This window comes from Stenotrophomonas sp. 278 (genome assembly GCF_003935715.1).
In the GTDB taxonomy this organism is placed as follows: domain Bacteria; phylum Pseudomonadota; class Gammaproteobacteria; order Xanthomonadales; family Xanthomonadaceae; genus Stenotrophomonas; species Stenotrophomonas maltophilia_AH.
In genome coordinates this window covers 1-11,608 of the sequence record NZ_RHPP01000126.1, presented here as the reverse complement: position 1 = coordinate 11,608, position 11,608 = coordinate 1, and the positions used below count along the sequence as shown (strand labels likewise).

The 11,608-nt window shown below is 63.3% G+C and carries 9 protein-coding genes and 1 pseudogene; 8 read left to right on the top strand and 2 right to left on the bottom strand.

All coding sequences use genetic code 11. The features are described 5' to 3' along the window. Nucleotides 1-148 precede the first annotated feature (148 nt). Entirely contained in the window at nt 149-637 is a 489-nt protein-coding gene (rnpA, locus tag EGJ34_RS17295; RefSeq protein ID WP_125361719.1) for a ribonuclease P protein component, read from the bottom strand. Between the two features lie 5 nt (nt 638-642). Then, entirely contained in the window at nt 643-783 is a 141-nt protein-coding gene (gene rpmH / locus EGJ34_RS17290; protein WP_006404565.1) for a 50S ribosomal protein L34, read from the bottom strand. 253 nt (nt 784-1,036) lie between these two features. On the opposite strand from rpmH, the gene dnaA reads away from it, so the two are divergent. The 8 genes and pseudogenes from dnaA to EGJ34_RS17250 all read left to right on the top strand — a co-directional run. Then, nucleotides 1,037-2,368, top strand: a complete 1,332-nt coding sequence (gene dnaA, locus EGJ34_RS17285) for a chromosomal replication initiator protein DnaA (protein WP_125361718.1) — start codon at nt 1,037-1,039, stop codon at nt 2,366-2,368. 275 nt (nt 2,369-2,643) lie between these two features. Then, nucleotides 2,644-3,744: a DNA polymerase III subunit beta gene (gene dnaN / locus EGJ34_RS17280; RefSeq protein WP_125361717.1), complete on the top strand. Its 1,101-nt coding sequence runs from the start codon at nt 2,644-2,646 to the stop codon at nt 3,742-3,744. A gap of 681 nt (nt 3,745-4,425) precedes the next feature. Then, complete coding sequence (gene recF, locus EGJ34_RS17275; protein WP_125361716.1) at nt 4,426-5,535, top strand: DNA replication/repair protein RecF; 1,110 nt, start codon at nt 4,426-4,428, stop codon at nt 5,533-5,535. A 109-nt stretch (nt 5,536-5,644) separates the two neighbouring features. Then, nucleotides 5,645-8,104, top strand: a complete 2,460-nt coding sequence (gyrB, locus tag EGJ34_RS17270; RefSeq protein ID WP_125361715.1) for a DNA topoisomerase (ATP-hydrolyzing) subunit B — start codon at nt 5,645-5,647, stop codon at nt 8,102-8,104. A 71-nt stretch (nt 8,105-8,175) separates the two neighbouring features. After that, complete coding sequence (locus tag EGJ34_RS17265) at nt 8,176-9,030, top strand: CPBP family intramembrane glutamic endopeptidase (RefSeq protein ID WP_125361714.1); 855 nt, start codon at nt 8,176-8,178, stop codon at nt 9,028-9,030. Between the two features lie 70 nt (nt 9,031-9,100). Next, nucleotides 9,101-9,907, top strand: a complete 807-nt coding sequence (locus tag EGJ34_RS17260) for a M48 family metallopeptidase (protein ID WP_125361713.1) — start codon at nt 9,101-9,103, stop codon at nt 9,905-9,907. A gap of 132 nt (nt 9,908-10,039) precedes the next feature. Beyond that, nucleotides 10,040-11,251 (top strand): tetratricopeptide repeat protein, encoded by a 1,212-nt coding sequence (locus EGJ34_RS17255; RefSeq protein WP_125361712.1) that lies wholly within the window; start codon nt 10,040-10,042, stop codon nt 11,249-11,251. A 145-nt stretch (nt 11,252-11,396) separates the two neighbouring features. Then, nucleotides 11,397-11,608 (top strand): annotated as a pseudogene (locus EGJ34_RS17250) (energy transducer TonB); the annotation flags it as partial.

Genomic DNA, 11,608 nt, shown 5'->3' with positions numbered 1-11,608 from the left:
CTGCCCGCCGGGCCCGGCACGGTGCCCTGGGTCTGGGTGGCGACCGGAGTGGTCGGAGCCGGCGCGGCCTTGTCGCGCCCCCACTCCATCCACAGCAGAACGGCCACCATCAGCCAGGCAACAATCAGGAAAACGCGGGTCTGGTTCATCAGCGTGCAGGCTCTGCAGGACCGGCAGCAGGTGCCGGTTCGGACAAGGAAGGGGCAACGCCCCCGGGCGGCGGCATTGTGCCGTCCGCGCCCGGCATCGGCAATGCGCCAAGGCGGCGCAACAGGCGTTCAAAGGCCTGGCGAAGGGTGGCATTGCTGGCAGTACGGGCGGCGCTGCGCGCCACCACGACGAAATCGCCGGATTTCATGCACGGTCGCAGGTGGCGTGTGGCATCGCGCAGCACACGCTTGATCCGGTTGCGACCCACGGCATGGGGGTCGACTTTGCGCGACACCGCCAGACCCAACCGGGCCGGCTTGTCGCCTTGGCACCAGTGGATGGTCATGAGGGGATCGGACACACGGCGGGCGCCGTTGAAAACCGTTGTATATTCGGCACGCGTACGAACCCGCGCAGAGCGAGGAAATCGCTTGCGCGGGTCGGAACTGCTCACAGTCAGGATTGCGTCTGCCGCGGAGTGCGGCATTGCAATCAAGCGCTCAGGACTTTGCGGCCCTTGGCGCGGCGACGCGACAGGATCTTGCGGCCGTCAGCGGTCTTCATACGGGCACGGAAGCCATGGTCGCGCTTACGCTTGAGGTTGCTGGGTTGGAAAGTGCGCTTGGTGGCCATGCTGGGCCTCTGTAAGAAGGGGACGGAAAGAACCGGAAATTCTATAGACCTGGTTGGGGTGCCGTCAAGTCCATGTCACTACGGGATTTCACTGGCCTGTGCAATAGCTGTGGATGTTTTTGTGAATAAGTGTGGGACAAGCATTCCCGGACCCCCGCGTCGGTGGTAGTCTGCGCCATCCATTTCTTCCCCTTCCGGCCTGTGGCGCGGCGGCTTCGTGCGCCCATCCACTGGCCCCAGACGAAAATTGCCGATGGATGCCTGGTCTCAATGTCTCGAACGTCTTGAAGCGGAGTTTCCGCCGGAGGACGTTCACACCTGGTTGAAGCCGCTGCAGGCCGACCTGCGCGCCGACAGCCTGGTGCTGTATGCGCCCAATGCCTTCATCGTGGACCAGGTTCGCGAACTGTACCTGGCCCGGATCCGCGAACTGCTGATGCATTTCGCCGGTTTCCGCGAGGTATTTCTTGAAATCGGCTCGCGTCCGCGGGCGGTCGAGGCGCAGATCGCGCCGGTTGCGACGCCCACCGCTTCGGTTCCGGCCGAACCGATGGTGCCGTTCGCTGGAAATCTCGATTCGCACTACACCTTTGCCAACTTCGTCGAAGGCCGCAGCAACCAGCTCGGCCTGGCCGCCGCCTTCCAGGCCGCGCAGAAGCCGGGCGACCGCGCGCACAATCCGCTGCTGCTGTACGGGGGCACCGGCCTGGGCAAGACCCACCTGATGTTCGCGGCCGGCAATGCCATGCGCCAGGCCAACCCGGGCGCCAAGGTGTTGTACCTGCGTTCGGAACAGTTCTTCAGCGCCATGATCCGGGCGCTGCAGGAAAAGACCATGGACCAGTTCAAGCGCCAGTTCCAGCAGGTGGACGCGCTGCTGATCGACGACATCCAGTTCTTTGCCGGCAAAGATCGCACCCAGGAAGAGTTCTTCCACACCTTCAACGCATTGTTCGATGGCAAGCAACAGATCATCCTGACCTGCGACCGCTACCCGCGCGAAGTTGAAGGTCTGGAAGCACGGCTGAAGTCGCGCCTGGCCTGGGGCCTTTCGGTGGCCATCGAACCGCCGGACTTCGAAACCCGCGCCGCGATCGTGCTGGCGAAGGCGCGCGAGCGCGGTGCGGAGATTCCCGACGATGTGGCGTTTCTGATTGCCAAGAAGATGCGCTCCAACGTGCGCGACCTCGAAGGTGCGCTCAATACCCTGACCGCCCGCGCCAATTTCACCGGCCGTGCGATCACCACCGACTTCGCCCAGGAAACCCTGCGCGACCTGCTGCGTGCCCAGCAGCAGGCGATCAGCATTCCCAACATCCAGAAGACCGTGGCCGACTACTACGGACTGCAGATCAAGGACCTGCTGTCCAAGCGCCGGACCCGGTCGCTCGCCCGTCCCCGCCAGGTGGCCATGGCCCTGACCAAGGAGCTGACCGAGCACAGCCTGCCCGAGATCGGCGATGCCTTTGCTGGCCGTGACCACACCACCGTGCTGCATGCCTGCCGGCAGATCCGCACGTTGATGGAGACCGACGGCAAGCTGCGAGAGGACTGGGACAAGCTGATCCGGAAGTTGAGCGAATGATGCAGGACCCAGATCTTCTCGTCACCGCATAAAACGGTGCAGAATCCGGTAGCAAGCGCGGGACAGCATGTGGATAAAACGGCTGGAAATTTTCAGAGTAAAGTTATCCACAGCATTCCCCACCCCTTGGGGGCTGGTAATACAGAGGGTTTCGAGGCCATAAAAGCCTTGTTTTTCAAATACTTAACTGTGTTTTCCAGCGATTCTGGCTCTACCAGCACCACCAAGCTTTTGATTTATTCCACATTTTTTAAAGCATAGGGGCACGGAACCACATGCGTTTCACACTGCAGCGCGAAGCCTTTCTCAAGCCGTTGGCACAAGTCGTCAACGTGGTCGAACGCCGCCAGACCCTGCCGGTTCTGGCCAATTTCCTGGTTCAGGTGAACAAGGGTCAGCTGTCGCTGACCGGCACCGACCTGGAAGTGGAGATGGTGTCGCGGATCGCGGTTGAAGACGCCGAAGACGGCGAAACCACCATTCCTGCACGGAAGCTGTTCGAGATCATTCGCGCCCTGCCCGACGGCAGCCGGATCACCGTCTCGCAGAGCGGTGACAAGATCACGGTGCAGGCAGGTCGCAGCCGCTTCACCCTGGCAACGCTGCCGGCCAACGACTTCCCGTCTGTAGACGAAGTTGAAGCCACCGAGCGCGTCGCAATTGGCGAAGCCACCTTGAAGGAACTGATCGAGCGCACGGCGTTCGCCATGGCCCAGCAGGACGTGCGCTACTACCTCAACGGTCTCCTGTTCGACCTGCGCGGTGATGCACTGCGCACCGTGGCCACTGACGGCCACCGTCTGGCGCTGTGCGAAACCGACCTGGAAAAGGCGAGCGGCGCCAAGCGCCAGATCATCGTGCCCCGCAAGGGCGTGACCGAGCTGCAGCGCCTGCTGGAAAGCGGCGAGCGTGAGATCGAGTTGGAAGTGGGCCGCAGCCACGTCCGCGTGAAGCGCGACGATGTGACGTTCACCTCCAAGCTGATCGACGGGCGCTTCCCGGATTACGAAGCGGTGATTCCGATTGGCGCCGACCGCGAAGTGAAGGTCGACCGCGAAGCCCTGCGTGCCTCGCTGCAGCGCGCAGCGATTCTGTCCAACGAGAAGTACCGCGGCATCCGCGTGGAAGTCTCGCCGGGCAACCTCAAGATCAGCGCGCACAACCCGGAGCAGGAAGAAGCCCAGGAAGAGATCGAGGCCGACACCACGGTCAGCGATCTGGCGATCGGCTTCAACGTGAACTACCTCCTGGATGCGCTGTCGGCACTGCGCGACGAGCACGTGGTGATCCAGCTGCGTGATTCCAACTCCTCCGCGCTGGTGCGCGAGGCCAGCAGCGAGAAGTCGCGTCACGTGGTGATGCCTCTGCGTCTCTGACCTGCACCAGGTTCCACGTGGAACCAAGCGTCACTCGAAACCCGGCCAAGCGCCGGGTTTCTTTTTGCATGTTCCACGTGGAGCACTTACTGGTCAGCTGTCAGTACCCGTAGTGACACGCCATGCGTGTCTGCTGCCCCTCGCGCAGATCTTCGCCCGGCCAATATCTCCCGATGCTCCGCCCCATGTTTCCCTTTGCCTTTACCCCAACGTCCCGGAAACACTCTGCCCTAGCTTTAAATCTGTATATAAATCTAAAGCTATGTGGTGATGGTAGAGCCAGATCTGGTTGAAAACTACCTTATCTATTTGAATGCAAAGGGAAATATAGGGTTGAATCCCCCTGTAAAAAGCCCCCTGAGGGTGGGGGTGAAGCTGTGGATATGTCTTCAAGCTTGAGATGAGGCCTTTTTTATCCACAGCCTGCCCCATGTTTGCGAAGAGCTCATACCGAAGGGCTGTGGACAACCGGCGCCCGCGTGGATCGCGGTGTGGAACCACGCCAGGAAGGCAATCTGGAAAGGCTTCGAATTCTTTGAAATCTGCTGGGCAGAGAGCCTGCGGCGTCTTCAGATTTCAAAGAATTTGGGGCGATCAGGAAGAGCAGATGCACATGGCGCGTCACCACGGGAGTCGAGGGCAATGCAGTAAGCTGGTCGACTGATCCCCTGCACCCTTCGCATGTACATCCGCCGGCTTTCCCTGCAAAACGTCCGCCGCTTCGACCACGTGGAACTGGCACCGCAACCTGGCATCAACCTGATCACCGGGGACAACGGTGCCGGCAAGACCAGTGTGCTCGAAGCCCTGCATCTGATGGCCTATGGGCGCAGCTTCCGCGGCCGCGTGCGCGACGGCTTGGTACGGCAAGGTCGGGATGCGGTGGACGTGTTCGTGGAATGGGAAGAACGCAGGGCCGGTGCCGATCAGGCCACACGGCGTAAGGCCGGGCTGCACCACACCGGGCAGGACTGGAAGGGACGCTTGGACGGCGAAGATGTCGCCCAGCTGGGCAATCTGTGCGCCGCGCTGGCCGTGGTGACCTTTGAGCCCGGCAGCCATGCCTTGGTCAGCGGCGGTGGGGAACCCCGGCGCCGGTTCCTCGATTGGGGATTGTTCCACGTGGAACCTGACTTCCTTTCCCTATGGCGCCGCTACTCACGAGCACTGAAACAGCGCAATGCCTTGCTCAAGCAGGGTGGGCACCCGCAGGCTCTGGACGCGTGGGATCGGGAGCTGGCCGAGGCCGGCGAACCGCTGACTGCCCGACGTCAGCACTACCTGGAGCGTCTCCAGGACCGCACCGTGGAACTGGCCCAGGAGCTGGCCCCAAACCTGCAGATCCAGTCCCTGACCCTGAGCCCAGGCTGGCGCAAGCACGAACTATCGCTGGCTGACGCACTGTTGCTGGCCCGAGAGCGCGACCGGCAGCAGGGCTACACCTCGGTGGGCCCGCACCGGGCCGACTGGAGCGTCGGCTTTGCCGACATTCCAGGGCGCGATGCCCTTTCGCGCGGGCAGGCCAAGCTCACCGCCCTGACTTGCCTGCTGGCACAGGCCGAAGACTATGCCGAGCAGCGCGGCGAATGGCCGGTCATCGCCTTGGACGACCTGGCCTCGGAGCTGGATCGCACTCATCAGGCCCGGGTACTGCAGCGCCTGGGTGCCGGCCCGGCGCAGATATTCATCACCGCCACCGAAACCCCCGCGGCATTGGCTGACGCCACCCACATCACACGGTTCCACGTGGAACATGGTCAGCTCAACCCGTTATCCAACGGTGTGCCATAGTGCCAGCGGGGGCCACCCTGCCCGGCTGGTATAATTTCCCCCTGCAATCCCTTATTCCCTGGAGCCCCGCCCTGGCGGTGCCCGACCTGCGGAGCCTACGGCAAGCGCAATGACTGACGAACAGAACACCCCGGCAAACAACGGCAATTACGACGCCAACAGCATCACCGCCCTGGAAGGCCTGGAAGCGGTGCGCAAGCGTCCCGGCATGTACATCGGCGACGTGCATGACGGCACCGGTCTGCACCACATGGTGTTCGAGGTGGTCGACAACTCCATCGACGAAGCCCTCGCTGGCCACGCCGACCACGTTGCGGTCACCATCCATGCCGATGGTTCGGTGTCTGTTTCCGACAACGGTCGCGGCATTCCCACCGGCAAGCACGCACAGATGAGCGCCAAGCTGGGCCGCGAAGTGTCGGCCGCGGAAGTGGTCATGACCGTGCTGCACGCCGGCGGCAAGTTCGACGACAACAGCTACAAGGTTTCCGGCGGCCTGCACGGCGTGGGTGTCAGCGTGGTCAACGCGCTGTCGGAGAAACTGACCCTGGACATCTTCCAGGGCGGCTTCCACTACCACCAGGAATACAGCAATGGCGCTGCGGTCAGCCCGCTGAAGCAGGTTGAAGCCAGCACCAAGCGCGGTACCACCCTGCGCTTCTGGCCGTCGGTGGTCGCGTTCCACGGCAATACCGAATTCCACTACGACATCCTGGCCCGGCGCCTCCGCGAACTCTCGTTCCTCAACTCCGGGGTCAAGATCGTTCTGCAGGATGAGCGCGGCGAAGGCCGTCGCGATGACTTCCACTACGAAGGCGGCATCCGCAGCTTCGTGGAGCATCTGGCCCAGCTGAAGACGCCGCTGCACCCGAACGTCATTTCGGTCACCGGCGAGCACAACGGCATCACCGTGGAAGTGGCGCTGCAGTGGACCGACTCCTACCAGGAGACGATGTACTGCTTCACCAACAACATTCCGCAGAAGGACGGTGGCACCCATCTTGCCGGCTTCCGCGGCGCGCTCACCCGCGTGCTCAACAATTACATCGAACAGAACGGCATCGCCAAGCAGGCCAAGATCAACCTGACCGGCGATGACATGCGCGAAGGCATGATCGCGGTGCTGTCGGTAAAGGTGCCGGATCCCAGCTTCTCCAGCCAGACCAAGGAAAAGCTGGTCAGCTCGGACGTGCGTCCGGCGGTCGAAAACGCGTTCGGCGCCCGGCTGGAAGAGTTCCTGCAGGAAAACCCGAACGAAGCCAAGGCCATTGCCGGCAAGATCGTCGACGCCGCCCGTGCCCGCGAGGCCGCGCGCAAGGCCCGCGACCTGACCCGCCGCAAGGGTGCGCTGGACATCGCCGGCCTGCCCGGCAAACTTGCCGACTGCCAGGAAAAAGATCCGGCACTGTCCGAACTGTTCATCGTCGAGGGTGACTCCGCAGGTGGCTCGGCCAAGCAGGGCCGCAACCGCAAGAACCAGGCGGTGTTGCCGCTGCGCGGCAAGATCCTCAACGTGGAACGTGCCCGCTTCGACCGCATGCTCGCCTCCGACCAGGTGGGTACGCTGATCACCGCGCTGGGCACCGGCATCGGCCGCGACGAGTACAACCCGGACAAGCTGCGCTACCACCGCATCATCATCATGACCGACGCCGACGTCGACGGCGCCCACATCCGCACCCTGTTGCTGACCTTCTTCTACCGGCAGATGCCGGAGCTGATCGAGCGTGGCCACGTCTACATCGGCCTGCCGCCGCTGTACAAGATCAAGCAGGGCAAGCAGGAGCTGTACCTGAAGGACGACCCCGCGCTGGACGCCTATCTGGCCAGCAGCGCGGTGGAGAACGCCGGACTGATTCCCGCGGAAAACGAACCGGCGATCGAAGGCGTCAATCTGGAAAAGCTGCTGTTGAGCTATGCCTCCGCCCAGGAAGCCATCGAACGCAACGCGCACCGGTATGACCGCCAGCTGCTCGAGGCGCTGGTCGACTTCACGCCGATGGACCTGGAGCACCTGCGCAAGGCCGGTGACGACGAAGGCCTGGCCGCGCTGGCCAAGCGCCTCAACCAGGGCAGCCTGGGGTCGCCGCGCTTCAGCCTGGAACTGCAGGAGCCGAACGAACAGCGTCCGGCCGCCGTGCTGGTCACCCGCCGCCACATGGGCGAAGAGCTGATCCAGGTGCTGCCGCTGGCCGCTTTCGAAACCGGCGAACTGCGCGCCCTGCACCAGTCCTCGCTGCTGCTGCACGGTCTGGTTCGTACCGGTGCGAAGATCAGCCGTGGTGCCAAGTCGGCCGAGGTGGAAAGCTTCGCGCAGGCCCGCACCTGGTTGCTGGAGGAAGCCAAGAAGGGCCGCCAGATCCAGCGCTTCAAGGGCCTGGGTGAAATGAATCCGGAACAGCTGTGGGACACCACCGTGAATCCGGACACCCGCCGCCTGCTGCAGGTACGCATTGAAGACGCGGTGGCTGCCGACCAGATCTTCAGCACGCTGATGGGCGACGTGGTGGAACCGCGCCGCGACTTCATCGAAGACAACGCCTTGCGGGTCTCCAACCTGGATATCTGACACAATCGGTCCAGTCCGGTCGGTTGCCTGACGCAACCGGCCGGGCCTTACCTTTTGCTGCCAGGAATTCGATGTCTGCCACTGCCCCGCCAGCGTCAGTGACGCCGCCGTTACCGCCCACGCTGCCGGGCACTTCGCCCCGTACCCCGCCGCGCAAGCCTGGTTCGCCGCTTGCGGGCTTCTTCATCGACCTGGGCATCGCCATTGCCACCCTCCTCGGGCTGAGCATGCTGGGCGGGTTGTTCTGGGGAATGTTCCGGGCCGTCGAAGTAATGCACGAACAGGGGCCGGAGGCCGCCGCCGCCGCCATGCAGCAGCTGGGGCAACCCGGTGCCCTGGCACAGATCCTGATGGCCCTGTTTGCCACCGGCGGTGCCGCACTGCTGGTGTACTTCCTGCGCCGACGTGCCAACCCCGTCGAGCGCGCGCAGTCCTGGGAGGCCGCGCGCCAACCGTCCACCTGGGGCTGGACCCTGCTGGTCGCGGCCTGCGTGATCGTTGGCAGCAATCTGATTTCCTGGCTGGCCAAGCTTGCCGGCAGCGAACCGGTGCCAACCAACCTGGCGCTGATGGAACAGTCGCTCGCGCACTTTCCGTGGTTTCTGGCCCTGTTCGCGATCGTACTCGCGCCTGCCTACGAGGAACTGCTGTTCCGCCGTGTTCTGTTCGGACGTCTGTGGCAGGCCGGTCGTTCCTGGCTGGGCCTGCTGCTGAGCAGCCTGGCGTTCGCGCTCATCCACGAAGTGCCCGGCACCAGCGAAAACGGACCGCTGGAGATCGCCCAGCTGTGGATGGTGTACGGCGGCATGGGGGCCGCGTTCGCCTGGCTGTACCAGCGTACCGGCACCTTGTGGGCTCCGATCGCGGCGCACGCCCTGAACAACGCCATCGCGCTGGCCGCGCTGGTGTTTCTGGGCATGCACTGAACTCCGCCGTTTGACAAAAATTTACGACCGACAGCGCAACACTGCGCACATGAACACGGGAGCTTTCGCGATGAAACCGCTGCTGCTTGGGTTGGCGATCACCCTGCTGGTGAGCGCATGCGCCACCACTACCTCGCCCACCGGGCGCCGCCAGATGGTGGGCGGTGTTTCCCAGGCCGAACTGGACCAGCTGGGTGCCCAGGCATTCGCGGAAACCAAGCAGAAGGAAAAGCTCAGCACCGACGGCAAGCAGAACGCCTACGTGCAGTGCGTGGTCAATGCACTGGTCGCTCAGCTGCCTGCTCAGTACCGTGGCGTACGGTGGGAGGCGGCGGTGTTCGTCAACAACGAGCCGAACGCGTTCGCCCTGCCCGGCGGCAAGGTCGGGGTAAATACCGGCATCCTCAGCGTGGCCAGGAACCAGGACCAGCTGGCAGCGGTGATCGGACATGAAATCGGCCACGTCATTTCGCGGCACCACGAAGAGCGGCTGACCCGCCAGATGGGCGCGCAGACCGGCCTGGCCGTGCTCGGCGCGCTGGCAGGTGCCGCTTACGGCGACGGAGCGGCCAGCACGGTCAACCAGCTCGGTGGGGCCGGTGCCCAGGCGGCATTCCTGCTGCCGGGTTCGCGCACCCAGGAAAGCGAGGCCGACGTGGTCGGGCAGCGCTTGATGGCCGAGGCCGGTTTCGACCCCGCGCAAGCGGTCAATCTGTGGCAGAACATGATGGCCGCCGGGGGCTCGCGCTCGCCGCAGTGGCTGTCCACCCACCCTGATCCGGCCAACCGCATCCGCGAGCTGCAACGCGATGCACCGAGCCTGAACGGGGTGTTCCAGCAGGCTCAGGCCGCCGGTCGCAAACCGCGCTGTGGCTAGTACGACCAAAGGATGCTGTGCCGCAGCATCGGAAACGGTTTTTCACGACAAGAGTTTCTGATACGTTTGGCGGCTCAGATTTTTCTGACAGTCCGTTTTGATGCCGCCACGGCGGTTTGATCGAGGTGAATGATGATCTTCAGCAACCACAAACAAGCCGTGCTTACCGTCCTCATCGCGACCGCCCTGGGCGGCGTGGTGGTTACCGACGCCGTGGCCCAGTCCCGCAGCGCCGACCGCAGCAATGCTGATCGTCGCGGCGGCAAGCAGTCGGCCGCCAAGGCCGAGGCGCTGTTCCCGAACGCCACGCGTGAGGAGCCGAGCCTGAAGTCCTCGCCGAAGCTGAGCAAGCAGCTTCAGAAGATGATTGACAGCTACAACGACCAGAAGTTCCCGGAAACGCGTGCCGCGGCTGACGAGATCCTGGCCAACTCCGCTGCCAACAACTACGACAAGGCGCTGGCCGCGCAGCTCGCCTCGCAGGCCGCCTACAACCTCGACGACTCCGCTACGGCGATCAAGTACCTCGATCAGGTGCTGCAGTTCAACGGGCTGGACAACAACGGTCACTATCAGTCGATGCTGATGAAGGCCCAGCTGCAGATCCAGGAAGACCAGACCGCTGCCGGCCTGGTCACCTTGGACCAGTACTTCAACGAAACCAAGTCGGCCAAGCCGGAAGAACTGATCATCAAGGGCCAAGCGCTGTACCAGCTGGAGCGCTACGCCGAGGCGATCCCGGTGCTGAAGCAGGCCATCGCCGCTTCGCCGACCCCGAAGGACAACTGGAACCAGCTGCTGATGGCGGCCTACTCCGAAGCCGGCCAGTCCGGTGAAGCGGTGAAGGAAGCCGAAGCCGTTGCCGCCCGCACCCCGGACGACAAGAAGGCTCAGATGAACCTGGCCGCCATGTACATGCAGGCCGATCAGATGAACAAGGCTGCCGAGGTCATGGGCAAGCTGTACGCCGCCGGCAAGCTCACCGACGAGCGCGAGTACAAGCAGCTCTACTCGATCTACGCCAACACCGAAGGCAAGGAACAGGACGTCATCAAGGTCATCAACGATGGCATTGGCAAGGGCATCCTGAAGCAGGACGACTACCAGGCCCAGCTGGCCTTGGCGCAGGCGTACTACTACTCCGAGCCGGCGCAGGTGGGCAAGGCAATTGAAGCGTGGCAGAAGGCCGCCCCGCTCTCCAAGGACGGTGAAACCTACTTGAACCTGGCACGCGTTTTGCATGCTGAAGGTCGCACTTCGGAGGCCAAGGCGGCCGCCCAGCAGGCGCTGGCGAAGGGTGTGAAGAACCAGGCAGATGCCAAGAAAATCATCAACCTGAAGTAAGTAGGAATAACGCCTGAACGCCTGTCGCGTTAATGCGCAGGCGCTCAGGATTGGTATAAGCTTGGAGGTTCCTGCGGTGTCATGCACCGCTGATCATGGGCTACCTGTCCCCAGGTACCCGGCCCCACTAATGAGCTCTTGGCGCATGACGGAACAACTTGTCGTTCACAGGTACGAACAAAGCGATGACACCGGCCTCAGCTGGCCGCGCATCGTCGGTATCGCTTTTGTAATTGCACTGCATCTCGCCGCTTTCATGATGCTGCTCATTCCCGCCGTGGCCCCCAAGGCCGCTGCCGAGAAGGAGCGCAACGTGATGGTGACCATCGTGGACGCCCCGCCGCCTCCGCCCCCGCC

Excerpts from the sequence above, each read along its gene's own strand:
- rnpA (WP_125361719.1), bottom strand. The coding sequence starts at position 637 with ATGCCGCACTCCGCGGCAGACGCAATCCTGACTGTGAGCAGTTCCGAC.
- rpmH (WP_006404565.1), bottom strand. The coding sequence starts at position 783 with ATGGCCACCAAGCGCACTTTCCAACCCAGCAACCTCAAGCGTAAGCGC.
- dnaA (WP_125361718.1), top strand. The coding sequence starts at position 1,037 with ATGGATGCCTGGTCTCAATGTCTCGAACGTCTTGAAGCGGAGTTTCCG.
- dnaN (WP_125361717.1), top strand. The coding sequence starts at position 2,644 with ATGCGTTTCACACTGCAGCGCGAAGCCTTTCTCAAGCCGTTGGCACAA.
- recF (WP_125361716.1), top strand. The coding sequence starts at position 4,426 with ATGTACATCCGCCGGCTTTCCCTGCAAAACGTCCGCCGCTTCGACCAC.
- gyrB (WP_125361715.1), top strand. The coding sequence starts at position 5,645 with ATGACTGACGAACAGAACACCCCGGCAAACAACGGCAATTACGACGCC.
- EGJ34_RS17265 (WP_125361714.1), top strand. The coding sequence starts at position 8,176 with ATGTCTGCCACTGCCCCGCCAGCGTCAGTGACGCCGCCGTTACCGCCC.
- EGJ34_RS17260 (WP_125361713.1), top strand. The coding sequence starts at position 9,101 with ATGAAACCGCTGCTGCTTGGGTTGGCGATCACCCTGCTGGTGAGCGCA.
- EGJ34_RS17255 (WP_125361712.1), top strand. The coding sequence starts at position 10,040 with ATGATCTTCAGCAACCACAAACAAGCCGTGCTTACCGTCCTCATCGCG.